The organism is Candidatus Enterococcus myersii (assembly GCF_017316025.1).
GTDB classification, from domain to species: Bacteria; Bacillota; Bacilli; order Lactobacillales; family Enterococcaceae; genus Enterococcus_C; species Enterococcus_C montenegrensis.
Genome location: NZ_JAFLVT010000001.1, coordinates 1 through 20,988, shown reverse-complemented (window position 1 = coordinate 20,988; position 20,988 = coordinate 1). Strand labels below are relative to the sequence as shown.

The following is a 20,988-nucleotide window of genomic DNA, read 5'->3' as shown; positions in this document are numbered from 1 at the left end:
ACAAAAATAGCACTCAATCACATAACCGCGACTGGGTGCTATAATTTTCCTTTACTTATAACCTCTATAACTTCTTTTGGATCAACATCGTAGTCTGTTACAAACTCTTCTGGTCCAACTTGAATATCTATTTGCAAAGAGGTTGGGCTAATATCCGTAATGTCGCCAATACGACCGTCTTTAAGTCTCACAACATCATATAAACTCAATTTCATCACTTAACCTCCTTGATTAAAATAGTACTCATGTGTGTTTTGCCATCTTTTACATTCCAACCTGCAACGACATTTACTGGCTTATTTTGTGTGTCATACATTATCATTTTTTGTTCATAACGAGCACCATGCGAATCGCTATGTTTCAAAGTTACAGGATATTGAAGTGATCGTTTTAGTATCTCCCGCTTGAATTCTGCATAGTTTTCAATAGAATATCCTAGCTTTTTAGTAATCAAACGACCTTTGATTAAACCTTTTTCGTTGGAACCATCAAATAAATATCTAGTAAATTTTCGATTGTCGATAGTTGCATCCTCGGCATTAGGTAACTTCAAATTAGGATTATTCAACAGCCTTTTCCTTCGCTGGTAATCAATTTTGGTCAATTGCCAGTCTCTACTGCCATTATACTTGATTTCTTGGAAAGAATCCAAATTCCTCGGCCAGTTTTCCTTAGGAATAATTGTTTTCATATGCCGATACTGCTCATTGTCTTTCGCCCGATTCAGGATCTTTTCCTTATGATTGATAATCTCCTCATCAGAATACGATTCACGAAGCTTGTTGATCCAGCCCTCGTAGGTGGCTCGCTGTGGTAAATCAAACGTCTTCCCGCTAATTGGGTCATTGGCAATCCTCATTCCCGCTGCGGTTCGTTTGCCAAAATCAGCAATGGCAATCGTTCTACACCATGGATGGAACGGTGGATAGTTTCCTGCTGCCCCATTCACAACGGCTTTAGATACTTTGTATCGCTTGTTCTCTTTCGACTTCGACTGACAAATGCTAGAAGTGCGAAAGTCCAGAACCACTACTAACCGGTAATACTCCACCCCATTATCAACCCAAGATTTCAACTTAGCTTGATTCGCCATATAATTGGCTTCAGTTCGGATCAATCGTTGCGCTATCCCAATGGACGTATTAAATTCTTTAGAAATGGCTCGCACCATCTCTTGCTGACTCATACCGGCGAGTGCTTCAACGGTAAAAAGCTCCTCTAATCGTTTGGCCAGCTTGTCCGTATCATTCCAGATTCTCTTAGAATAATTCGATCCGTGCCAATGGCTCTCTAGGATGTTCCGAGTTTCTTTGGTGGAAAGTTGTTTGAATTCATGCTGGGCATTTTCCCAGTCTGACTGGTTCCAGATTTCTAGCTGTACACCCTTAGCCTCCAACTTTTGAATAGACACATTGGCCTGCTCTCTTTGGTAGGCTTTATGGATGGCGTCCACAAAATAATCAGTAGACTCACTCAGTTGTATGTCAGCGATTTGACGAGTAACAAGATGAGCTTTTGCTTTCAGGTCTTCTGCACGAGAAATACGGTGTTTTATGGCTAACGTATCCAGTCGCTTCTTAGCTGAAGCTTGAATGTTCGGATCGCTGATATCCTTTGCTAACCGTTGAAGCTCGACTAGCTGCTCAACAGGCACAGTTTCATTCAACAGTGTTTTGAGTTCAGCCTCCTCATAGCCCGTCTTCACTTGAGCCCGTTTGAAAAGCTCCTTGGCTTTCTGAGTCAGATACTCCTGGGCTTGACGATAAGCAGAGATGATTGTCTTTTCGACTTGTTTCGCACCGTCATTGATGAGTTTTTCGTCTTCAAGAGCTCTTTTTTGCCAATAGGAAAGCTTTTTATTTCGAGCCATCTAATCAGCTCCAGTCTATTCGTAAACCTTCTGGGTATGTTTCAAATCCACCTGATAATATTATTCTAGGAATCAATTCAACCTCATAATTCTTAGATTCCAGAAGGTTAATCATCATTTCTTTATTTTTTCCAAAGTAGTTCAAATCTCCATCATCATATGACAAATTAAGTTTCAGCTGTTTAGATCCTTCGTCAACTGCTTTTATAATATGTTTAGCAATGGCATCTTCCAATCCCTCTAGTTCTTTTGCTTTTTTCCGCAAGTCATTTGCGTCAGGTATTTTCTCCATCTTCCCCCTCCTCCGGTTCATCGTCCAAATCACTGTGGCTATCATCAGCCTGAGAACCCATGGCCCTTTGCTGAAGAGCTATAGCTTCCTCTTTTTCGAGATTTAGTTGTTCTAGCACTTCATCCACATCTGAGATATCAGGTAACCACGTTAGTAAGAAACGCAAAGGCAAAATACCAGCGTTATATGCTGATACAATCTGATTAATCGTGTCTGAAGTATTAACTGGTAGATTCGGTTTGAGCTTTATTTCAACACCCGTTACATCCACTTTAGGTCCTTTAAGGTTTTGGATATTGGCGAAGATTTCAAGTCGTTGTCGCAGGCCTTTAATCATGTATCGTGATTTCACTGACATCAACTGTAGCAGTCCGAAAAGCTTGTACTTCATAGCCTCACCGCTAACATTGCCAGCAAAGTTTTCATCATTCATGTTTGGAACATAGGTCACTTTATGGAAATCATCCAGAATGGCATCTCTCAGCATGCTGACATTGTTTTCATTCAGTTCCTTGGTCAGATAGCCAGCTGCAGTTTCAGATGGGGTTCCAGTCACTTGGAGCATCCTTTCTTCCATCAAGGCCTTTCCATCTTCCTCATCTAGCATGAAACCTTGAATAAATAGAATGGCATCCACAAAAGCCTCTTTGTCATTCAGACGATCTGATTGAAGAAGGTTATAGGCATCAATCAGACTGATAGCTTGTTCAAAGTCCCCTTGTTTCTCCTCATTGTTCCGATACTCAATCACCGGCACTCGGCCAAAGTAATGCGGTAGAGCCTTAACAAATGTGTATACACTCTGCCCTTCTGTGTCAGATTTAAAGGTGATAATTCGGTTGTCGTTGTAATACTTGTACAGATAGTGGTCAATACCGCCTTCCAAATCGTAGACAGGTTGGACGTGTACCGCAAAGAGTGGATTCTTGTCGATGGTGTCATCTGTCACGAGAAAAATCCCTCGCGGGTCAATGCAGCGGACATCTGTCTCAGTTTCTGTCTCTGATACTTTTCGTAGGTAGATGAGCTCATAGCCGACTCCGAAAGTCGAAAGATCCTTTTCCAACTCGGTATCATGACTAACAATATCGATTCGGTCGTACTCCTCCAAGATAGACGAGATATCATTTCCCTGAGAAGCACTGTAAGCGATAGGGTTTCCCACCATGAACCCGACATTCATATCCACCACGTACTTTGCGTGATTAATTAGAATTTTATTGTTTGGTGCTGAATCATCCTCTTTTGTGCGATTCAAAATTTCCTGCTTGCCATCATAATAGTTCGACAGCTTTTCAAGCCTTGCTTTGTTATTCAGATGCTGTGCCATGCAGTAGTTCAATAATTCTGCTGACGGATTATCCAAATTACCAGCAATTTCTCGATTAATTGCAATTGCCATTTTCTCACCTCTCTTATAAACCTTTGATTTTCTTGCGAACTTTTGCGACTCTTTTGGCCATCTCGTCTTCCATAGAATATCTAGTTGCATCAATCGAGTGGTTGTTGCGATCCGGATACGACCCTTTTAGGTTCCCGTTGGAATCTCGATCGACCTCGTAAGTGGTAAATTCTCTTTTGGTATTGGGGCAGCGATAAGGATCGATGATTATTTCTTCTAAATCTTGAAGCCACTTAATACCATGCTCAATTGAGCCTGGGCCTTTTTTGGCTTTCTTGATTCTCAGTCCTAGGCTTTCAAATTCGCTGTTCGTCCTAGGCTCTGCGCTGTCAGCAGTAACAAAATCATTGCTAGGATTCAGCTTCTGGATAGACTCGACTGCCCTTCTGTTTGAAAGACCGACTTGGTGAACTTCACCGAAGATATACAACCTTAAGCGAGTTTTGTCGTAATAGTTTTTTGTGTAGTGCATAGGATCGCCGGCATAACCATGGTCAAGTCCATGATGGATTTTATCAAACGATGCAATCTCTTCGTCAGTAATTTTTCTAATGGTGATATTCTTGAACACTTCAGCGCCAGTACCAGTCACATCCCCTAAATACTCATGCCGCCATTTGCTCTCATTTGTCCTTCTGAGGTGTTCTGCCTCTTGGATGAATAATTCCCCTAGCCACTCTTTAGGGACGTCTCTGTAATCAGAATGGTGGATAAAAACATCATCACGAACCTTTTGAGATTGAATCTCCAAATTCGTCCAGTTGGTATTCGATTCAGGTGGGTTGAAGGAATAGAAGATCTTAATCCCGGCGCCACCACGACCTAACGATTGAATGATGGTACGAAGTTCAGCCATTGAATTGAACTCATCAACTTCCTCGAACCAGATGAATTTGGCATAACCTCGACGGAATTTAGATGCTTTTACCTTCTTGGGTTTCTCAGCACCTTTAAAAATAATTCGTTGGCCAGTCTTAATTTTAGTAATTCGCAACGGCTTGATTGATGCATGATATTCGTCTGTTAAGCCAAGAATATCTATGGCCCATAACATCTGCTCGTACACCGATTCTCGTAATGTTTCAGCGACTTTACGAAGAACTACAGCATTAGCGTTACCATCCTTTTCAATACCGAGTATGATCTCCACCGAGATTGCTGACGACTTAGTGGAACCCCGACCGCCTTTCAACCAATAAGACGAGTTCAAACCATCTTTCACAGCTTGGTGGAATGGATAAAAAGATGGAGCTAAAACATCAGTAAGCTTCACGTTCTTCTGTGTGATTACCTTAGCCATTTGCTTCACCTTCCTGCGCAGTAATATCATCAATGATATTAATCACTGTGCCACCGTCGTTTTCGTCCCCATCTTTGTTGATTAGTGCTTTGGTTGTCTGGGCTTTGGTGTGGTCTGTCTGAGCTTCAATCAATACTAGACGACGTTTGTTCAATGCGATTTCTTCCAACTGTTTGATGGCTTTCTGAAGTTGACCACTGACCCTGGTCAGTGCATCCTCAATTCTGAGAACATCATCAATCTTCCTGGTCTTGCGCTCCTTGACTTCTGTAAGAACCAATTCAGTATTTCCTTTTTGTTTAGTAGATTCCATGATTGCAGTCCTACCACGAAGCTCTTGCAGATATTCCAGCTCAGATTCATTCAGACCTGCTTCAGCTTTCTGAATTCGTTTCATCATCCTTAGCTGCCGAATTTTCAAAAGTCGGACTTCTTCAGTCATCACAAAAAAAGGATCTTCGCTCATTGTTGAGTAAAGGTCCTTTTCGTCATCGCTCATAGTTTCAAGAAAAATTGATTCATGCTCTCCAGTGGTAACGGCATTCTTGTTGCCAGCTGGGGCAGAAGCTTTCGCATTGCCTTTGTTACCGACAGCATTCTGGTTCCCTACCGGAGCACCACCTTTATTCGAAGTACTCCCTTTGTTTTTCGGAGCACTCCGTTCATTTGATTGGAGTACTCCATTTAAATTATTTTTCCATTTGTCTTTGGATTTCCAAGCAGAGATTGTCTTTTCCGGAACAGATAAAAAAGAGGCAAGCTCACGATTGCTTACCTCTCCGTTACGTTCTATGAAAATTTCCAAAGCTTGATCTCTGCGAGGGTCACGCTGTCTTGACATACATAGGACACCACCTCACTATCAGTTTGTTGAGTTTTGTTTTATATATCAGTAATAGTTTAATTCCTTAGGTAAACATATTTTGCTTTTGTGTCTGGTTCTTTTTTCTTAGTTTTAAGTAATTATCCACGAAATTTTTCTGTTGCCTTGTAGGCCCTCTTACGGTCATATTTTGATATCTCCTTTTTGATAAACAAAAAAAGACACCTGCATTCAGGCATCTTTTTTACAATTATTTTTTAAACCAGTCCAAATATTTTTCTACATTTTTAATATCGAATTGTTCTCCCGTTAATTCATGAATTGCTTTTCCATCTCGAAAGACGATAGTGTCAACTTTTGATGCTGGCAAAACTCCAGGTTCATAGGCAGTAACTTCAATTGTTTTATCACCATCATAATTGGCACTTAAGCTTCTATCGCCAATTGAAAAAAAGGTACCTGTGTGTCCTCCAGTAGTAGCGACATTGATATTATTTTGAATGTCATCAATTGCGAGATCTACAGTTAATTTATTTTTTAACATGGAAAAATATTCTGCCATCTCATCAATAACCTTCTTCATAACTACTAATCTAGATTTTTTAGGCAATTGATTAGAAACGTAATCTTTCAAGTCTTCATATTCCATCTTAAATCACTCCTTATTTTTCTTCTATTTTAGCAAGAATAAAGAAAAATAACTAGTTGTGTAAAGTTCCTCGACAAATTCTAACAATCTCAAAATTTCCCCAGCAAGCTTGATCTAAGAATTGTCCAACCCCTAATCCTTTGGCTCGAATGGCCAACTGAACATCGGTAAAAGCAATAGATAGGCCGTATCCAGCTAAATCAACAATAATTCCTTGATGCACACCAATTGGCAATCCACAAAAGGAATCTTCTACAATCACAGAGACGATATCCCCTGGTAACAATTCATTTTCCATATATCCTCCAACAAAAAAAGCAGCCACCAAAATGATGACTGCTTCGTTTTATTAATTATTTGATAATACTAATTTACCATGAAATTTGACTGCTGTGGTCCGGAAAATGACTGCAAAATGACCGGCAAACGTCTGTGAATGGTCTGCTTACTCAAAAGATTTAGTGATAGGTTCAACTAATCTTTCAGTCTCTTCCTCATAAACTAACAACCCGACTTTATCACAAAATTGGATAAATCCTTTTTGGCTTTCTTCTGATACAAACGATTTCCCAGCATAGATTTGATCACAAATTTCTTTAACGCTGTGGCCATAAACATATCGCAACATAAATAATTGTCGCCGGCGATCAGTAGCATCTTGCCGAAGCGGATTACTAATGGCAAAATATCCTTGACCAAAAATCGAATGAAGTTCACGATATTCTGGCATAAATTGTTCTCGTTCTATCATAAAGCGTTCAGCGTCACCAGAGTATTCGCTACTGGTACTTGCAGGCATTGCGCTAAAAGATTGGGTCATTTTTGGCATCCTGTTTTTACCGACTTTCTCTCGTGCTGCACCGTAAACTGTCATGAACGTTTCAAAGTTTTTTCTGGTGGCTCGCATATCCACCTCAAGAATGTCTGGAGTTTGATACTTAGAAACATCAAAAAGCGCCATGTTAACTGATTCCCCCTGTCGCTGTGTGTTATAATATTTTTGTCAGAAATATTTTTAACAGCTGGAGAAATCCGGCTTTTTTTATTTTTCTTTTCTATCAAGATAATGCCCTAATTCATTAGTAACAATTCCCAAGAAAAACATGATAGTTCCTAACGCAAAATACATTATCACATCAACTCCAAACCAACGTGGATCACTTTTTCTTTTGCTACTTTAAAAGCTTCGATTAATTGTTGACGATTTAGATTGCTACCACCGAGATAAAGCGTACCCTGGAGATATCTAGTCAGTGCAATCCATTCCAGATTTGTTAACTCGTTTTTCATTCAGCTACCTCCTGTTCCAACGTCCAACTATTCTAAAATCCTGTAACAATCATCCCAAATTTCATCTGAAACGCCTGAATAAATTGGACTTTCCCCCGAGACTCCGTACAATTTTCCATTTTTATAGTGTCCGGTTGCCCAACCAATAAAATTTCTCCATTTGATGTACGGACAACATCATGATACCGGATCACTTTGCCATTCTTATCCTTGACTTCATCAACACAATTCTTGTACTTTTCGTAATTATTTTCCATTTTTCCACTTCCTTAATTCGGACATTACTTTTGAAATAGCTTTGAAATCAAAAGTATTTCAAAAGAAAACCTTGCCATTTAAATCTGTCTTTAACCAACTGTGGAGCACTCTTTAATTCACGCGAATGTCACGCAAATATCCGCAGATTAAAACACTGATATATCAATGTTTTCGGGTTATTTCTGCAGTTTTTCTGCAGATTATCACTCGAATAACTTCTATTTATTTTGTTAAAACCTTTACTTGTGACATAATAATTTTAATAGCCCTTACATACCATTTTCACGAGAGGAGCAATCGCTATGAGAAATCAAAGTCAAGACCTCAAAAATAAGAGATTAACCTGGATTGTAATCATTCTATTAGTAATTATCGCTATATTATTAGGCTATTTAGCAATCAGTAGTTTTTATAGTAAAAATGATACTGATAGTTCATCTTTGGCTGAATCGACTGAATCATCGACTAGTATTTCTAACGACATATCTTCAACATCATCAGAAGATTTCATCAAAGAGTCTACTAGCTCTCAAGAAGAATACAAATACGCTGTCACATTTCCAAAAGATCAGATGCAACTAGGATATTATGGTACTTGGGAATTTTTCCTTAGCACACATACCGATGGAGATCATATCATTATATCTTGGAACACACCTGAATATGAACGTGAATACGGTAATTACATGAGTGAAAGATGTACTTTTGTACCACAAACCATTCCAACAACTATAATACGAGTCAATGAGCATTCCAGAATAGTAAAAGATGTTAAAGTCAATACCCAGCTAGTGCCAAGCTCTGATCCTGGTTCAATTAGCTCTGACTTTTTCTATCCGTTTGATGGTGAAAACACCAAGGTATACGCATATTATATGAACAATGGTTATATAGCAGTGATTTTTTCTCCTGGAAAAGGTCTCGATCAGTATCAGCTTATAGAATTTCGCCCAAATTAATAATGATGACCATGATCACTCAACTAAAACATACCTTGTTTCCAATTTTGCTGGCCGGCAACCAAACATGTTTTCCAAAATATCCATTTGATCATCTGTAACTTCAGAAGCCTCAGAATGTTCTAATGTCACACTGACCTTTTTTACATCGCCTTCAAGCTGTACGAATGCCTTTCCTAGCATTGCGATAGAGATACTCTTGCTGTCTAGTAATTTCGTTTCAGTTGCAACGTATTCAGCATCCATAACATCTTCGTATGGATTAACTGCTTCAGTATCGCTAGTTGGCTCACTCAATGGAGCTGCAATTTCTGAATCATAATATCCAAGCCATTCCAAGTATTTTTTTACCGCGCCTAGCGATTGCTTTTTTGAAGCCTCTGGCAAAGTGTCAGCGATTTGTTTTTGAGCCTTCATAACCGTTTCCGGATTAACGACACCACCCGTAATTTCCATAAATTTCGTTAAATGCTTTTGATAAAGTTCCCAGGTCCCTTTTTTGTAGCCTTTATCTTTTAAAAATTCATTGATGAGCAATTTCGTAATTTTATATCCCAATTTTTCTGCCCCCTCTTTCTTAATCAATTCGTTACCGCCATTAGTTGATACGACCAATGTATTCTCCTTTACTAAGACGACGATACCTTGAATAGTACCGCCGCCTAATCGGCAGGAGACGCCTTGAACTCTGTCTCCAATTTTCATCGTGTTCTCCTAACTTGCTTAATATGGATCATCGTCCTCAGAATCGGTATTTTCGTTCTGATTTTCGACTGTTTCGTCCTCAGATTCAGCAATTTCGTTATCAGAATCGTCCGGTGTTTCTTCCAGTTGATTATCTTTAAAAACAACTTCATTCCGCTTTTTATCCCAAGCAGCAGCGTAAGGTGCATAGTACTCACGTGCTCTTTCTAGCTCATTTATCACAGACAGCTCGCTCATTTCATAATCCTTCGCTATTTCTTCAAACGCCTCACCTTGTTCATTTCGAGTAAGTACATCACGTGGATTGATCGATCCAGGGAACTCTAAAGATTTAGCAGCTCGAATGAATTCATCTACAATATCCTTAGTGACTTCAAATGGTCGATCCTCGATATCGATATTTCCATTATCGTCCACCTCAAGCTGAGTCTGTTCCTGTTTAATTAGATCAATTGTGCCATCGTTGTTAACCACGTATTCCTGTGTTGGTGCGTTGGTGCTTTTGTCAAACGGTATGGAAAAACTATAGTATTGCGGGATAACTTGGATTGTCACTGTTTTATTGGCAAATCGTGTTAGTTCTTCAACCTTTCCTTTCAGTTCACCAATTGGTACTTCAAGTAAAATTTTCTTTTTATCGTCATTACCTAAACCTTTGTCACGTAGTGTTGCATCAAATTCTAATGTCATTATTTATTTTCCTCTCCTGTGGTGTTTACGCGCCATTTTTGAATACGAATGTCATCTTCTCGATCTTCACGATTTTCTTTGATCCAGTCTTCGGCTTCTCCAATTGTTGAAAAAACATCTTTGATTTCTTGATCTTCGTAAGAGTAAATTGTATAAACGTACATCATTTCTCTTCCTCCTAAAACCAACGCTTGTGTGCGATGGTCTCTTTTTTAGTTTTTAATCCAACGTGATTTCGATTTTTTTGATATTGTTTTTCTAGCTGAAGACATAAAGAACGAGCCTTCTTTTCGTTGCCAGAAATTGCCGCTTGATACTTGATATTTCCTTCTGCGTCAAGGACTTGAATAGTCCATTCCTTTGTTTCTTCCACTTGATCACCTTTCCGTGTAATTCGTCGCATCTTCCCAGTTGTAGGCAAAATCGCTTGTAATAAACGGCTTCTTTTCATTCAGAGGTTTAGTCACGCCCTGGGTGATAACTTTGAAGTCATTTTTTCTGACAACTACAGCCTCTACTGGATGTCCGAATTTAGCGGCAAATAGTCGAAATCGAATCTTGTTTCCCTGATCAATCCCATATATCCCGTGACTATTTTTTACATCAATCACATGTAGCCATGATCCATCCAAATTTTTAATTATGAAATCTGGCGAATAGGAAATCGATGTGATTTTTCCAGTCCCAATATCAGTTAGAGGTGTAAGTTGAAAACGAGGGTGAACTACGAAAGGCAAGCCACAATCTTTCACAAATCTCAAATAAAATTGAGCTTCTTTTTCCGAATCAAAAGTAAAGCCATCGATATCAACTTTGCTCCCCCGCTTATTTAGTGCTGTTGGTGATTTACTCATTTTTTCAACTCCTTCATCCAAGATTGATTTGATTTCACTGGCTTTGATGGAGCTGGAGGCTTTCGACTTGGGATTAAAACATCAACTACCCAACCGTTAGCTACTTCAGCCGCTACATCTGCCAATGATTCATCTGAAAAGAGCTGCGCTTCAGAAGGCTTACGGACTAAGGTTCCTTCAGGCCCAATATACCTGGTAACTTTTACTGCCTTACCTTTAATCACCGACAGCCCTCCTAATCTTGGCATCTCGCTTTTCAGAAAGTTCGGCGTAAATCTGTTCAAATTCTTTTTGTTCTTCGGCAACAGCTTGACCATCTGCGTTGCAAACTGGACAGGGCTGACATTTAGTAAGACCAGGAGTGATCTCTACCCAAATCACTCGCTGCCCTTCGCATTTATTACACTGCATTTTTTCACCTTCTAGTAAAAAATTTTTGATCTTTTGTCTTTAGTTTGTTCTGTAAATTTAATTATTTTCCCTTCCACGGCGCGGTGAATTCTACTCACTAGTTTTGGGTTATAAATTTCATTCATTTTTTGTGAATTCAAATTAGTAGTGATAATTGTTCTGTTACGAGAATTCAAGATTGCATAAAGAACTCGTTGATTAAATTCGCTTGACTCAGTTGTATCTGATTTCAAGCTTGATTCACTTCCCAAATCATCTAGAACTAACAAATCAGCTCTAGTTAGCAAGCGAACCATGTTCTCTTCAGTGTATTTACTTTCTTTATTGCTAATTGAATCTTTGATTAAGCGAAGTAGTTCCACCGTAGAAATAAATAGACAGCTCATGTAAGGATTTGCTTTTTCGTTTACTTCTTTAACGATGGACATGGCTAAATGAGATTTACCAGCTCCGGGAAGTCCAGTGAATAAAGTGTTAAACTTTTTTTCTGGATTCAAATAGTCAGCAGCCAATATTTTTGACTTAGATAAAGCATCGTTTGTCTCATAATTATCGGGAATATAATTTGAAAAATCAGCGTTCCAAAGTGTCTCATCCCCTACTAATGAATCTTTTGATAAAGTTTCTAAAGTTCTCCTGCGGTGATGACGATCTGAAGCTGCCGTCACAATTGCTTTTTCTTTTCGCTCCATTTCTTCTCTTTGACATGTAGAGCAAAACGGCTTAGAGTTCCCGATACTCACTTTTTTTTGCTGGTGAATTTCACAAAACTCATTTGAATCATGAATATGCTCTAGCACTCTTAATGGGTCCATTAATATACCACCCCCGAATTATTTTGATTTTTAGCTTTTTGCTTGTTTTTTTTCGGACTTTGATTAGCTTTTTCACGCTTCACATCTAAAGCTAGAACGTCATCTAAGGTTTTGACCCCAGATCTTGACCATGCTTTCAAAATTGTTTCAGTATATCCAAACGTTTGAGCATTATTTAGGCCCGAACGTACCAAAGCCTCATTTACAATTTCGGGCGACATGTCTTTAGCCCATTCATTTAATTTTTGGGCAGTTAATGAATTCAACACACCGAATACTTCTTGATAGGTTTGAAAAAAATTCAGTCCCTTATCATCATCAACAACTATATTGTTATCATTGTTTACATTGTTATCATTGTTGTTTGTGTCTTTCTGTGGCACTTCTGTGGCACTTTCGTTGTCAGGTTGGTGGCTTTTTTGGTGGCTTTTTTGCGGTTTATCACTTTGGTAAGAATCGTAATTTATCACGGTTATCACCGTCTTTTTACTGTCACTTTCTCTGGTAAGCATTGTGTCACTTTCAAGTAGGTCTAAGAAGTCCCTAACCTTGGTGCGAGACCAACCCCATCTATCGGCTAATTGGCGAATTGAAGTAACTTTTTGTCCACGTTTCACTTCGAGGAGATGACCATCAAAAACAATTTTATTCGTCTGGTGATTGGCGTCCATTAGGATATCCAACCACGCTTCGTATTTTGAGAAGACCCTTTTTTCTTGATAAAGCCAGTGATCCCGAATGCTACGGTGGAGAGCTATCCATCCTTTGTCAGCCATGCACTCACCACCTATGCGATAAAGACAGGAACACCAGTCAAACGTTGTGTTTCTTCTTTAAATTTTTGTTCGTTAGAATTTGAATCAGATAGATGGAGCAACCAGACTTCCTGCAGTTGATTCGACTTGTTCGTTTTAATAAAGTCTAGAGTTCTCCCAAAATCAAAATGACTTTCCAAAAGTCGTGATTTTCTCTTCAGGTCAAAACCTGTAGTCATATCTTGATCAATGATTTCTTTTGAGTAATTAGCTTCAATCATCATATAAGTGATATTTGGAAATTTATATCGAACATAGTAACTGTCAGTGATAAATACCAAGCGGTCACCAGCTGCACTATCGATTAAAAATCCACAAGGTTCTTTCACATCATGTTCTGTCTCAAATGGTGTCACATACCAAGTACCAATTTTTTTCGTATCTTTATATTTCAAGAAATTGAAACGATAATAATCATTCGCTTGGATATGAAGCATTTGGTCTTCACTCATTCCTTCAAAAGTTCCTTGAGTAGAGTAGAAATCAATGCTGGTTGAATCAATAAACTGAGAGACATATTTACAGTGATCTCGATGCTCATGGCTGATCAAACAACCAGCTACCTTACTAAAATTGAAACGCATTGCTTGTTGAATTTTTTTTAAAGGAATTCCGCATTCAATCATTAATTGTGTTTGGCCATCATCGATCAAGTAGGCATTTCCGTCTGATCCCGATCCAAAACTTTTGATCTTAATCAATACGGATCATCCTCTCCGATTGGTTCAATAGTTCCGTCCGCAACCTTTTCATCAAAGTTTCGTTCGTCAATATCGGCCACTTGCCAAGGTTCGCTAGTGATTTCTCCAGTTTCGGTATTCACAACATTAGTAGTTTGAGTAACTCTTGGTGGATCTAAAACTTCTTGGTTTGCGTTTTGCTCCACCTCTTCGATAATTTCAGCTTCTTTGCGAAGATATTGGCGTTCATTGAAATCATCTTCTGTAGACTCCGCAATAGATTGAACATAAGCATTAGAGAAATCTTTCGGGATTTTCTTCACGATACGGTTACGCATTTTACGAATTAACATGGTTTCTTGAGACTGCGGATCCTTCCATGCTGGACTAATCAAACCAAATTCATTTATTTCTGGATCTTCTAAAATTTTATCAAGCGTTAAATCAGATATACGTTTTTTCATTTCATCTTTTTTTGCTGCAATTTTCTTTTTCTCATCAAAAGTTGCATTATATGTGTCATTGGTAATTCCCATGCCGTTGTACATCGAGTTATTAATGATATGGGCAATCAGATTGGCTTTTACATCTTCTCGTTCGGCAATGAAATACTCAACTTGACCATCGTTATATTCAATTGGATACACTACCCGAACTACTTTTCCGGTTCCTTTTGGCTCCCATGTTGGTGGAGTTACTTCAATACCTGAGTAACCTGGATAAGTGAAATCATCATCTTCACGAACTTCCCAGTGTCTGTGTACAGTTTTTACATTACGTCCGAACCGGGACAAAATTGCGTCATTTCCATCACCTTCAATCCCCATCTCAATTACTTTTGCTTTTGGAGCTGATTTGCCTTTACCTCGAGGTTGGTTACGAGTAATGAAATATACTTCTCTTGGTGTAGCCATAGCATTCAATTGTAAAGCAGCCACATTCATCAGTGTTTGAGTAACATTACTTTGATCAATTTCACCAATATTAAGTCCTTCTTTTGATAACAGCTCATTAATCGCTGAAATTGCGTTGATTGTGACAGTCCGTTGATACTCAGTCATATTAATTCCATTGCCACGAAGTTGCGATTCAATCTGCGGCATATAAGTATCATTAATTTTTGCAAGCTGTGATTTAAAAACAGTTGGTGTTTGATTGGTCATTTGATTGACCCCTTTCTTTGATATACTGGGTTGATAAAGCGAGGTGAAAACTATGCTGACAAACGAGCAAAGAGCTCATGATTATGCGCTTGCAGTTCTTCCAATTGCTATTGAAAAAGCTAAAGAAGAACGGCAACAATTAAGAGATGAATCGGAAGTTGAACTAGATCTACCCAAAATCGATTCTTTTGAAATTTATCTGTCGATTTATGAAAAATCTTTAGAACGATTAGAAAATCAATAATCCACTTCGTCATCGACCTTTCCGGATTTATTCTGGGAAGGTTCTTTTTTTGCCCATAACATTCGATATGGTTCACCTTTAGTTCCCATCATGTAAATTGGATGTGCCCCAATCCAATCATCATGACCAAGCTCAATCAATTTAGATTCCACTTCGTCATAGATTGTTTCAATTGAACTGAACGTTCCAACAAAAACCCGTTCATTATTAATCTTTGCAAAAACAAAAGTATTCATTCCTATACCTCAACTTTCAATGTTTTATTGCGACCAACTTTTAGTTCGACCACTTGCGTATCAATAGAAATCAGTTGATTAACAGATTCCGTATTATCAACAAATATCGGCATTTTGATACCTAATTCTTTGGAAAGTGTGTTGACAATATCTAAATCACAATTGATACGAGCGCCCGTGTTTAGACTAGTTCCGTATTCAATTCCGTTATAAGTTGCCTCACACACTTCAGCTAAAGCACCATTTTTTTGGATATTGAACAATTTCCAGCGAACCAACTCAAATTTTTCGTTAATGGAGCTTTCTAATGCAGCTACTTTCTTACGAGTGAATTCATCCAGAAGCCACAATTTTCTTTCAACATCCTGGTTCTGATCCTTGAGACGTTTGTCTTCGTTTTTTAATTCTTCGATACGTATGTCAAATGTTGATAATTGACTAAACGAAGATAACTTGGCTTGTAAATCAGCAATATCAGCACGCTTACTATCAATGCTTTGCTTGATTTCATCTTTCTGATTGCTAGAAATATCGGTATCATCATCTGCAGCTGCAATCATCTCAATTTTGGAAGTGATTGATTGATAAACTGCAGTCTCTTCAAAAGTTTTAATTTCAGCTTTAACGTTGTTTAACTCGTCATTCAGTCGATTAAGTAATTCTTCGGCTGATTTATAGCCCAAATCGATTGAATCCAAATTTACTTCAAGCTTTCCTTTTTCAGCTGCTAACTCATTAATCGATGCTTTCAGAGCTTTCCCTTTTTCAGCGTCAGTTTCTAACCAATTTGATTTTCGTTGGTTAAAGTCCGCAACCAATTTCTCAATCTGATCAACTGGTAAATCTTGGCCACAAGTCGGACAGATTTTTTTATGATCATCAAACTCAACGTCCTTAAATTTATTTCGTTCTGCCTTCATCTGTGATAGTTGATCATTGCCAGATTGAATTTTATTGGTTAAATCGTGCAATTTTGATTCTGTGTCTGATTTTTCTCGGCGCAGACGATTAACTTCTGACTGCTGCGTCATAACATCATTTTGCAAGGATTGCGTTTGAAGATTAGAATCCGTTAAATATTGGGTACGAGCTTGCTCTAATTCCAGTTTTAACTTTGCAATTTCTGATTGCTTCACCTGATTGCTATCCGTACTTTTTAAAGTTTCTAGCTTAAGTTGCAAGTCAGAAATATCAGCTTCACGATCCATAATGTCAGCTTTAATTTCTTCTTGAGTTAAATCACCCAAATCAGCAATCAATTTTGCTTTCATGTCAGTGACTTCTTGAATACGTGCTGGAACTCCATCAATGGCCAATTTAATTTCTTTTTTCTGTCCAGCTAACACTTTTCGCATGTCGTCAACAGAATGATTGCCTAAAATTTCTGGCAGTTCTTTTAAATCCTCGTCACCAGCGATAATAGAGTTGTCTGTGACATCAGTCATACTGACAAGTATTTCTCGGCGCTTTTTCCAGTCAAGACGCATGAAGAATCCCGAATCGGCTAAAATCTGTAAAATGCTTTCGTCACCCAAAGCGGCTAGATAGTCTTTCCACTCTTTTTGCTTAACAGGAACTGTATCGATAAAATACTTAGTGGTGTCAGCGCCACGTGTTTTTTCTAATTCCCCACGTTTTGACGTCCAAGTTTCTTGTTGCACGCGTTTTAAAATGGTCACTTTTCCATCAATGATCATTTCGGCTTCAACTTCAGGAGATAGTCCCAAGACCTCATTGTTGACGTTGTCCAAGGGTTTAGGATTAATAGATGCACCTTTGCTATCTTTGCCAAACAGCAACCAAAGAAGACCATCAGCTAACGTGGTTTTCCCAGACCCATTTTGACCGGTTACGGTAGCATTATTCCCCATCAAATCAAGATCAAAATTTTCTATCCCTTTAAAATGCCGATATTTAATCCAATTAATTTTGATCATTGTCACGATTACCACCTCCAAAAATTCGTTGCAAGATATCATCAATGTTTGGATCTTCATTCATCATGTCAACAATGTGGATTTGTGGTCTTTTCGTTTTTTTGTTCTGCGACTTCTCTCTCTTCAACAATTTTTTTGCTTGTTGGCAACCTGGACAATCACACTGTTTAGCCTCAATCAAATCACAGATAGTATCGGCCGCGACTAAATTTATGAGTGCCATTTCGTCGGTACGGCCTACAAACTCCATGTGTTCCAATTCGTGATTTTTTGATATACCCACAACAAGAGATGATCCATCATCACTGCAGGCTTGAGCTAATGCTGAAAATAGTGCTTCAATTTTAGTCATTCGATTTCTCCTCCTGCTCATGCTAAAATGAGCTTGTATTATTTCTTTTGACTGACTTAGAGCTTCCCGGCCGAGTCAGTCTTTTTAATTTCCTGAGCTTGCACATATTCACCCAGTAAAAACGAACAAGCAATTACTACGAATGCAACAATGACGATTAATGTGATTGTCAGATTTATACTTCCCATGTAAGCAAAAGCTACGAATAATAAACTAAATATCACGATGACAATCATTGCTGTTAAGCTGTCATTAATTCGTTTTAAAAATTTCATGTTTTAGCTCTCCTTTTATTTTTATCTTTGTTAAAGACTTCCAAAAAAATTTGGAAAATTGATTCCGTTAATTCTTCAGAAAGGTTTATACTGTTCAAGTCTGAAATTAAGTCTCCATTACAATCAAAATTGATAACCTCCATATTTTTTTCTCCTTTATTTTTCAATAGATTTCAAATTATCGCTAAAAGCGATAGTATCGCCAAAAAAAATTCCATTTACTGGATATCGATATAAATTTGAAAACACAAACATATATTTTGCTGGCATATCGGACGAGTCCTTTTCCCATCGCATAATAGTCTCGCGAGTCACACCAACCTGTTCGGCGACTTGTTGTTGCGTCATTTGCATTCGTTTGCGTAGCGCACCTAATGTCATCATCTGTTCCTGTGGCATATCATCTCCTCCTTTCGTTGACTTAATCTTAAATCGCTTTAAGCGATATGTCAACACTTAAAGCGATAAAGAACCGACAGTAAGTTAAAAAAATATCGCTTTAGGCTATGCAAAGATCGCTTTAAGTGATATACTCTTTTCAAGACATTAAGTAGAAGGAGAAATTATTTATGGTAGATGATTTAAAAGATATTATTGCTCATAATTTGGAAAGATTACGAAAGTTAAATAACAAAAGCATGAGTGAAATTGCAGAATCCATCGGTGTCTCTCAATCAACTGTATCAGATTGGGCAAATGGGAAAAAGATGCCACGATCTGGCTCTATTCAAAAATTAGCTGATTACTTTGGTGTTCCTAAAACTGAATTGTTAATGGATACTGAGAAACAGATATCTAATATTTCTATATCTGCAGGAGTAACTAAAATTCCTATCTTAGGAACTATAACTTGTGGCGAGCCAATTTTAGCAGTTCAAAATCTTGAAGGCTATCGGACTGAAATGAGTGAGGGGCTTCCGCAAGGAGAATTATTTTATTTAAAAACAAGGGGAGATTCAATGGAACCAACGATCCCCTCTGGAAGCTTTGCGTTGATTAGAAAACAACCTGATGTTGAAGACGGAGAAATTGCAGCAGTTGTCGTTAATGGCGATGATGAAGCTACTTTGAAGCGAGTGAAACATCAAAATGGATATGTTATGTTGTTGGCTGATAATCCAAAATATGCACCCATTATCATTACCTCCGACACTCCGGCAAGAATAATTGGAAAAGCTATGAAGGTAAGTTTTGATTTATAGAAAAAGGTGTGAGTTTTGAAAGTTTATGAAGAATTAACAGTTGAAGAAAAAAATGAAGTCGAAAGAAAGATTGCGATAGCAATCGAATCTACAAAATTGTATAGCGAGACATCTTTAACCAATCACGATAAAAATGTTTTGGAAAATCTATTAAGAGAGAATCTATATTTGTTAGAACGTATAGAAAAATAAAAAAGCCGCTCTCCTCGACCAAAATTTGAGCGGCTTAGCAAAAAATAACCTAAGGCATAGGCTTTTTTTCTATGCCTATTTTATCAAAAAATAGGAGTGATTACCATGAGAACCGCAATTTATGTGCGAGTTTCAACGCTTGAACAAGCTCAAGAAGGATATTCTATTGATGAACAAATTGACAAATTAAAAAAATATTGTGCTGCTAAGGATTGGAATGTTTATCAAATCTATAAAGATCCTGGTTTTACCGGTTCAAACACTAACCGACCTGGTTTAAACGCTCTAATTTCTGCAGCAAAACGCAACTTGTTCGACACTGTTTTAGTGTACAAGCTTGACCGTTTATCTCGTTCTCAAAAAGATACTCTATATCTTATTGAAGATGTGTTTGGTAAGATGGGAATTTCTTTTGTTTCATTGAACGAAAACTTTGATACTTCTACCCCATTTGGAAAGGCTATGATAGGAATCCTCGCTGTTTTTGCTCAATTAGAAAGAGAACAAATAAAAGAGAGAATGTCAATGGGGAAATTAGGTCGGGCTAAATCAGGAAAGGCTATGGCATGGAACAAATCCCCTTTTGGTTATCGATACGAAAATGGTAACTATGTCATCGAGCCAATTGAAGCACAAATAGTAAAAAGAATATTTGATGAGTATCTTTCAGGAACATCAATCACAAAAATACGAGATCATCTGAATGAAGAAGGACATATTGGCAAAAAAGCTGAGTGGCCATATAGATCAATACGTTCCATCTTGGACAACGCAACGTATGCTGGATTTAGTAAGTTTAAGGAAGAACTTTTTGAGGGAAACCATGAGGCTATTGTTACGAAAGAAGCATATTTTACAACACAAAAAGAATTAGAAATTCGACAAAAAGAAGCATATAAAAAAAATAATAATCCTCGACCATTTCAAGCAAAGTACATGTTATCCGGACTGATGCGTTGTGGTATTTGCGGTTCTACCTTTGAAGTGAATTTGAGGAATGTAAGAAAAGATGGAACAAGATTAAAAAAATATAGATGTGCAAGTCACTCTTCAAAAAGACATAACTATACAATCAAGAGAAACCCTAATGGTTGTACTTCGCCAACATATGACATGGAAGAATTAGAGAATGCTATTTTAGCCCAAATTGAAAAACTAAGAATAAATACTGATATCATTCAAGAAAAATCTCTCACGCAATCCGATGTTGATACAAATAGTTATGAAATCAAGCTAAAACAATTGAACTCTCAGTTAGAAAAATTGATTGATCTCTATCTCGATATGGAGATACCAAAGAAGACTTTAGAAATCAGAAAAAAATCAATTATCCACGAGATTGATTCAATCGAAACTAAATTGGAAAGTTTAAAAGAAAATAATAATAATCAAGTAAGCGTCAAGGAATTGATGAGGGAGTTAAGCAATATAAAAAGTTCAGTATACACGTTGCCTTACGATCAACAAAAAAATTTGGTTCGTAAATTAATAAAAAATATCGTTGTATATCCTGAAAGAATGGAAGTTCACTGGGTATTTGAAAAATAAACAGATTTACTATCTATGATTTCGAT

The 20,988-nt window shown here is 37.8% G+C and carries 33 protein-coding genes; 5 read left to right on the top strand and 28 right to left on the bottom strand.

From position 1 onward, the window contains the following. Positions 1-38: 38 nt before the first annotated feature. The 11 genes from JZO76_RS00165 to JZO76_RS00115 form a co-directional block, all read right to left on the bottom strand. A complete protein-coding gene (locus JZO76_RS00165) occupies positions 39-215 on the bottom strand; it encodes a hypothetical protein (RefSeq protein WP_206902156.1) in 177 nt (58 codons plus the stop codon). Next, positions 215-1,870 (bottom strand): minor capsid protein, encoded by a 1,656-nt coding sequence (locus tag JZO76_RS00160; RefSeq protein WP_206902155.1) that lies wholly within the window; start codon positions 1,868-1,870, stop codon positions 215-217. The genes JZO76_RS00165 and JZO76_RS00160 overlap by 1 nt, the downstream gene beginning before the upstream one ends. 4 nt (positions 1,871-1,874) lie before the next feature. After that, positions 1,875-2,162: a hypothetical protein gene (locus JZO76_RS00155; protein WP_206902154.1), complete on the bottom strand. Its 288-nt coding sequence runs from the start codon at positions 2,160-2,162 to the stop codon at positions 1,875-1,877. Then, complete coding sequence (locus tag JZO76_RS00150; protein ID WP_206902153.1) at positions 2,146-3,564, bottom strand: phage portal protein; 1,419 nt, start codon at positions 3,562-3,564, stop codon at positions 2,146-2,148. Before JZO76_RS00150 ends, JZO76_RS00155 begins: the two co-directional genes overlap by 17 nt. A 13-nt stretch (positions 3,565-3,577) precedes the next feature. After that, a complete protein-coding gene (locus JZO76_RS00145; protein WP_206902152.1) occupies positions 3,578-4,864 on the bottom strand; it encodes a PBSX family phage terminase large subunit in 1,287 nt (428 codons plus the stop codon). Then, entirely contained in the window at positions 4,857-5,705 is an 849-nt protein-coding gene (terS, locus tag JZO76_RS00140) for a phage terminase small subunit (RefSeq protein ID WP_206902151.1), read from the bottom strand. The genes JZO76_RS00145 and terS overlap by 8 nt, the downstream gene beginning before the upstream one ends. Before the next feature lie 232 nt (positions 5,706-5,937). Continuing rightward, complete coding sequence (locus JZO76_RS00135; RefSeq protein WP_206902150.1) at positions 5,938-6,336, bottom strand: hypothetical protein; 399 nt, start codon at positions 6,334-6,336, stop codon at positions 5,938-5,940. Positions 6,337-6,388: 52 nt separating this feature from the next. Then, positions 6,389-6,634: a hypothetical protein gene (locus JZO76_RS00130; RefSeq protein WP_206902149.1), complete on the bottom strand. Its 246-nt coding sequence runs from the start codon at positions 6,632-6,634 to the stop codon at positions 6,389-6,391. Between the two features lie 147 nt (positions 6,635-6,781). Then, complete coding sequence (locus JZO76_RS00125) at positions 6,782-7,297, bottom strand: ArpU family transcriptional regulator (RefSeq protein ID WP_206902148.1); 516 nt, start codon at positions 7,295-7,297, stop codon at positions 6,782-6,784. A 170-nt stretch (positions 7,298-7,467) separates the two neighbouring features. After that, on the bottom strand, positions 7,468-7,626 hold the full coding sequence (locus JZO76_RS00120) for a hypothetical protein (RefSeq protein WP_206902147.1): 159 nt from the start codon (positions 7,624-7,626) through the stop codon (positions 7,468-7,470). 32 nt (positions 7,627-7,658) lie between these two features. Further along, positions 7,659-7,883, bottom strand: coding sequence for a hypothetical protein (locus tag JZO76_RS00115; RefSeq protein WP_206902421.1), 225 nt, complete (start codon positions 7,881-7,883; stop codon positions 7,659-7,661). A 303-nt stretch (positions 7,884-8,186) separates the two neighbouring features. Here JZO76_RS00115 and JZO76_RS00110 point away from each other — a divergent pair, with 303 nt between their 5' ends. Next, the gene (locus JZO76_RS00110) at positions 8,187-8,843 is read left to right on the top strand and encodes a hypothetical protein (RefSeq protein ID WP_206902146.1); all 657 of its coding nucleotides are present in this window, start codon (positions 8,187-8,189) and stop codon (positions 8,841-8,843) included. A 15-nt stretch (positions 8,844-8,858) separates the two neighbouring features. Here JZO76_RS00110 and JZO76_RS00105 read toward each other — a convergent pair whose 3' ends face one another. The 11 genes from JZO76_RS00105 to JZO76_RS00055 are packed head-to-tail and all read right to left on the bottom strand — an operon-like array spanning position 8,859 to position 14,976. Then, a complete protein-coding gene (locus JZO76_RS00105) occupies positions 8,859-9,548 on the bottom strand; it encodes a hypothetical protein (protein ID WP_206902145.1) in 690 nt (229 codons plus the stop codon). 18 nt (positions 9,549-9,566) lie between these two features. After that, on the bottom strand, positions 9,567-10,238 hold the full coding sequence (locus tag JZO76_RS00100; protein WP_206902144.1) for a hypothetical protein: 672 nt from the start codon (positions 10,236-10,238) through the stop codon (positions 9,567-9,569). After that, entirely contained in the window at positions 10,238-10,405 is a 168-nt protein-coding gene (locus tag JZO76_RS00095) for a hypothetical protein (RefSeq protein ID WP_206902143.1), read from the bottom strand. The genes JZO76_RS00100 and JZO76_RS00095 overlap by 1 nt, the downstream gene beginning before the upstream one ends. Positions 10,406-10,416: 11 nt before the next feature. Next, positions 10,417-10,641 (bottom strand): hypothetical protein, encoded by a 225-nt coding sequence (locus tag JZO76_RS00090; protein WP_206902142.1) that lies wholly within the window; start codon positions 10,639-10,641, stop codon positions 10,417-10,419. Continuing rightward, a complete protein-coding gene (locus JZO76_RS00085) occupies positions 10,616-11,092 on the bottom strand; it encodes a DUF1064 domain-containing protein (protein WP_206902141.1) in 477 nt (158 codons plus the stop codon). The genes JZO76_RS00090 and JZO76_RS00085 overlap by 26 nt, the downstream gene beginning before the upstream one ends. After that, positions 11,089-11,316: a hypothetical protein gene (locus tag JZO76_RS00080; protein WP_206902140.1), complete on the bottom strand. Its 228-nt coding sequence runs from the start codon at positions 11,314-11,316 to the stop codon at positions 11,089-11,091. Before JZO76_RS00080 ends, JZO76_RS00085 begins: the two co-directional genes overlap by 4 nt. After that, positions 11,309-11,503: a hypothetical protein gene (locus JZO76_RS00075; protein ID WP_206902139.1), complete on the bottom strand. Its 195-nt coding sequence runs from the start codon at positions 11,501-11,503 to the stop codon at positions 11,309-11,311. The genes JZO76_RS00080 and JZO76_RS00075 overlap by 8 nt, the downstream gene beginning before the upstream one ends. 11 nt (positions 11,504-11,514) lie before the next feature. After that, positions 11,515-12,318 (bottom strand): ATP-binding protein, encoded by an 804-nt coding sequence (locus JZO76_RS00070; protein ID WP_206902138.1) that lies wholly within the window; start codon positions 12,316-12,318, stop codon positions 11,515-11,517. After that, entirely contained in the window at positions 12,318-13,094 is a 777-nt protein-coding gene (locus JZO76_RS00065; RefSeq protein WP_206902137.1) for a DnaD domain protein, read from the bottom strand. Before JZO76_RS00065 ends, JZO76_RS00070 begins: the two co-directional genes overlap by 1 nt. Positions 13,095-13,105: 11 nt before the next feature. Then, the gene (locus JZO76_RS00060; protein WP_206902136.1) at positions 13,106-13,834 is read right to left on the bottom strand and encodes an MBL fold metallo-hydrolase; all 729 of its coding nucleotides are present in this window, start codon (positions 13,832-13,834) and stop codon (positions 13,106-13,108) included. Beyond that, complete coding sequence (locus JZO76_RS00055; RefSeq protein ID WP_206902135.1) at positions 13,831-14,976, bottom strand: hypothetical protein; 1,146 nt, start codon at positions 14,974-14,976, stop codon at positions 13,831-13,833. Before JZO76_RS00055 ends, JZO76_RS00060 begins: the two co-directional genes overlap by 4 nt. Before the next feature lie 52 nt (positions 14,977-15,028). Here JZO76_RS00055 and JZO76_RS00050 point away from each other — a divergent pair, with 52 nt between their 5' ends. Continuing rightward, entirely contained in the window at positions 15,029-15,220 is a 192-nt protein-coding gene (locus tag JZO76_RS00050; RefSeq protein WP_206902134.1) for a hypothetical protein, read from the top strand. Here the strand turns inward: JZO76_RS00050 and JZO76_RS00045 are convergent. The 6 genes from JZO76_RS00045 to JZO76_RS00020 are packed head-to-tail and all read right to left on the bottom strand — an operon-like array spanning position 15,214 to position 18,419. Then, positions 15,214-15,456: a hypothetical protein gene (locus JZO76_RS00045; protein WP_206902133.1), complete on the bottom strand. Its 243-nt coding sequence runs from the start codon at positions 15,454-15,456 to the stop codon at positions 15,214-15,216. The two genes, JZO76_RS00050 and JZO76_RS00045, sit on opposite strands and share 7 nt — an antisense overlap. Before the next feature lie 2 nt (positions 15,457-15,458). Beyond that, entirely contained in the window at positions 15,459-17,393 is a 1,935-nt protein-coding gene (locus JZO76_RS00040) for an ATP-binding protein (RefSeq protein WP_242595718.1), read from the bottom strand. Beyond that, positions 17,380-17,745, bottom strand: a complete 366-nt coding sequence (locus JZO76_RS00035) for a hypothetical protein (RefSeq protein ID WP_206902131.1) — start codon at positions 17,743-17,745, stop codon at positions 17,380-17,382. Before JZO76_RS00035 ends, JZO76_RS00040 begins: the two co-directional genes overlap by 14 nt. 56 nt (positions 17,746-17,801) lie before the next feature. After that, positions 17,802-18,020, bottom strand: coding sequence for a hypothetical protein (locus tag JZO76_RS00030; RefSeq protein ID WP_206902130.1), 219 nt, complete (start codon positions 18,018-18,020; stop codon positions 17,802-17,804). Further along, positions 18,017-18,163 (bottom strand): hypothetical protein, encoded by a 147-nt coding sequence (locus tag JZO76_RS00025; RefSeq protein WP_206902129.1) that lies wholly within the window; start codon positions 18,161-18,163, stop codon positions 18,017-18,019. The genes JZO76_RS00030 and JZO76_RS00025 overlap by 4 nt, the downstream gene beginning before the upstream one ends. Positions 18,164-18,176: 13 nt before the next feature. Then, positions 18,177-18,419, bottom strand: coding sequence for a helix-turn-helix transcriptional regulator (locus tag JZO76_RS00020; protein WP_206902128.1), 243 nt, complete (start codon positions 18,417-18,419; stop codon positions 18,177-18,179). A 170-nt stretch (positions 18,420-18,589) separates the two neighbouring features. On the opposite strand from JZO76_RS00020, the gene JZO76_RS00015 reads away from it, so the two are divergent. From JZO76_RS00015 to JZO76_RS00005, 3 genes are all read left to right on the top strand, one after another. Further along, the gene (locus JZO76_RS00015; RefSeq protein WP_206902127.1) at positions 18,590-19,222 is read left to right on the top strand and encodes a LexA family protein; all 633 of its coding nucleotides are present in this window, start codon (positions 18,590-18,592) and stop codon (positions 19,220-19,222) included. Positions 19,223-19,237: 15 nt separating this feature from the next. Beyond that, positions 19,238-19,414, top strand: a complete 177-nt coding sequence (locus tag JZO76_RS00010) for a hypothetical protein (RefSeq protein WP_206902126.1) — start codon at positions 19,238-19,240, stop codon at positions 19,412-19,414. 105 nt (positions 19,415-19,519) lie between these two features. Beyond that, positions 19,520-20,962, top strand: coding sequence for a recombinase family protein (locus JZO76_RS00005; protein ID WP_206902125.1), 1,443 nt, complete (start codon positions 19,520-19,522; stop codon positions 20,960-20,962). The last annotated feature ends 26 nt before the right edge of the window (positions 20,963-20,988 follow it).

What these genes read in the sequence shown, in the direction of transcription:
- JZO76_RS00075 (WP_206902139.1), bottom strand. Translation starts at nt 11,503, where the DNA reads ATGCAGTGTAATAAATGCGAAGGGCAGCGAGTGATTTGGGTAGAGATC.
- JZO76_RS00045 (WP_206902133.1), bottom strand. Translation starts at nt 15,456, where the DNA reads ATGAATACTTTTGTTTTTGCAAAGATTAATAATGAACGGGTTTTTGTT.
- JZO76_RS00085 (WP_206902141.1), bottom strand. Translation starts at nt 11,092, where the DNA reads ATGAGTAAATCACCAACAGCACTAAATAAGCGGGGGAGCAAAGTTGAT.
- JZO76_RS00070 (WP_206902138.1), bottom strand. Translation starts at nt 12,318, where the DNA reads ATGGACCCATTAAGAGTGCTAGAGCATATTCATGATTCAAATGAGTTT.
- JZO76_RS00145 (WP_206902152.1), bottom strand. Translation starts at nt 4,864, where the DNA reads ATGGCTAAGGTAATCACACAGAAGAACGTGAAGCTTACTGATGTTTTA.
- JZO76_RS00115 (WP_206902421.1), bottom strand. Translation starts at nt 7,883, where the DNA reads ATGGAAAATAATTACGAAAAGTACAAGAATTGTGTTGATGAAGTCAAG.
- JZO76_RS00025 (WP_206902129.1), bottom strand. Translation starts at nt 18,163, where the DNA reads ATGGAGGTTATCAATTTTGATTGTAATGGAGACTTAATTTCAGACTTG.
- JZO76_RS00160 (WP_206902155.1), bottom strand. Translation starts at nt 1,870, where the DNA reads ATGGCTCGAAATAAAAAGCTTTCCTATTGGCAAAAAAGAGCTCTTGAA.
- JZO76_RS00105 (WP_206902145.1), bottom strand. Translation starts at nt 9,548, where the DNA reads ATGAAAATTGGAGACAGAGTTCAAGGCGTCTCCTGCCGATTAGGCGGC.
- JZO76_RS00040 (WP_242595718.1), bottom strand. Translation starts at nt 17,393, where the DNA reads ATGATCAAAATTAATTGGATTAAATATCGGCATTTTAAAGGGATAGAA.
- JZO76_RS00055 (WP_206902135.1), bottom strand. Translation starts at nt 14,976, where the DNA reads ATGACCAATCAAACACCAACTGTTTTTAAATCACAGCTTGCAAAAATT.
- terS (WP_206902151.1), bottom strand. Translation starts at nt 5,705, where the DNA reads ATGTCAAGACAGCGTGACCCTCGCAGAGATCAAGCTTTGGAAATTTTC.
- JZO76_RS00095 (WP_206902143.1), bottom strand. Translation starts at nt 10,405, where the DNA reads ATGATGTACGTTTATACAATTTACTCTTACGAAGATCAAGAAATCAAA.
- JZO76_RS00100 (WP_206902144.1), bottom strand. Translation starts at nt 10,238, where the DNA reads ATGACATTAGAATTTGATGCAACACTACGTGACAAAGGTTTAGGTAAT.
- JZO76_RS00120 (WP_206902147.1), bottom strand. Translation starts at nt 7,626, where the DNA reads ATGAAAAACGAGTTAACAAATCTGGAATGGATTGCACTGACTAGATAT.
- JZO76_RS00065 (WP_206902137.1), bottom strand. Translation starts at nt 13,094, where the DNA reads ATGGCTGACAAAGGATGGATAGCTCTCCACCGTAGCATTCGGGATCAC.
- JZO76_RS00165 (WP_206902156.1), bottom strand. Translation starts at nt 215, where the DNA reads ATGAAATTGAGTTTATATGATGTTGTGAGACTTAAAGACGGTCGTATT.
- JZO76_RS00110 (WP_206902146.1), top strand. Translation starts at nt 8,187, where the DNA reads ATGAGAAATCAAAGTCAAGACCTCAAAAATAAGAGATTAACCTGGATT.
- JZO76_RS00050 (WP_206902134.1), top strand. Translation starts at nt 15,029, where the DNA reads ATGCTGACAAACGAGCAAAGAGCTCATGATTATGCGCTTGCAGTTCTT.
- JZO76_RS00015 (WP_206902127.1), top strand. Translation starts at nt 18,590, where the DNA reads ATGGTAGATGATTTAAAAGATATTATTGCTCATAATTTGGAAAGATTA.
- JZO76_RS00150 (WP_206902153.1), bottom strand. Translation starts at nt 3,564, where the DNA reads ATGGCAATTGCAATTAATCGAGAAATTGCTGGTAATTTGGATAATCCG.
- JZO76_RS00125 (WP_206902148.1), bottom strand. Translation starts at nt 7,297, where the DNA reads ATGGCGCTTTTTGATGTTTCTAAGTATCAAACTCCAGACATTCTTGAG.
- JZO76_RS00155 (WP_206902154.1), bottom strand. Translation starts at nt 2,162, where the DNA reads ATGGAGAAAATACCTGACGCAAATGACTTGCGGAAAAAAGCAAAAGAA.
- JZO76_RS00020 (WP_206902128.1), bottom strand. Translation starts at nt 18,419, where the DNA reads ATGCCACAGGAACAGATGATGACATTAGGTGCGCTACGCAAACGAATG.
- JZO76_RS00035 (WP_206902131.1), bottom strand. Translation starts at nt 17,745, where the DNA reads ATGACTAAAATTGAAGCACTATTTTCAGCATTAGCTCAAGCCTGCAGT.
- JZO76_RS00030 (WP_206902130.1), bottom strand. Translation starts at nt 18,020, where the DNA reads ATGAAATTTTTAAAACGAATTAATGACAGCTTAACAGCAATGATTGTC.
- JZO76_RS00090 (WP_206902142.1), bottom strand. Translation starts at nt 10,641, where the DNA reads ATGCGACGAATTACACGGAAAGGTGATCAAGTGGAAGAAACAAAGGAA.
- JZO76_RS00005 (WP_206902125.1), top strand. Translation starts at nt 19,520, where the DNA reads ATGAGAACCGCAATTTATGTGCGAGTTTCAACGCTTGAACAAGCTCAA.
- JZO76_RS00130 (WP_206902149.1), bottom strand. Translation starts at nt 6,634, where the DNA reads ATGGAAAATGAATTGTTACCAGGGGATATCGTCTCTGTGATTGTAGAA.
- JZO76_RS00135 (WP_206902150.1), bottom strand. Translation starts at nt 6,336, where the DNA reads ATGGAATATGAAGACTTGAAAGATTACGTTTCTAATCAATTGCCTAAA.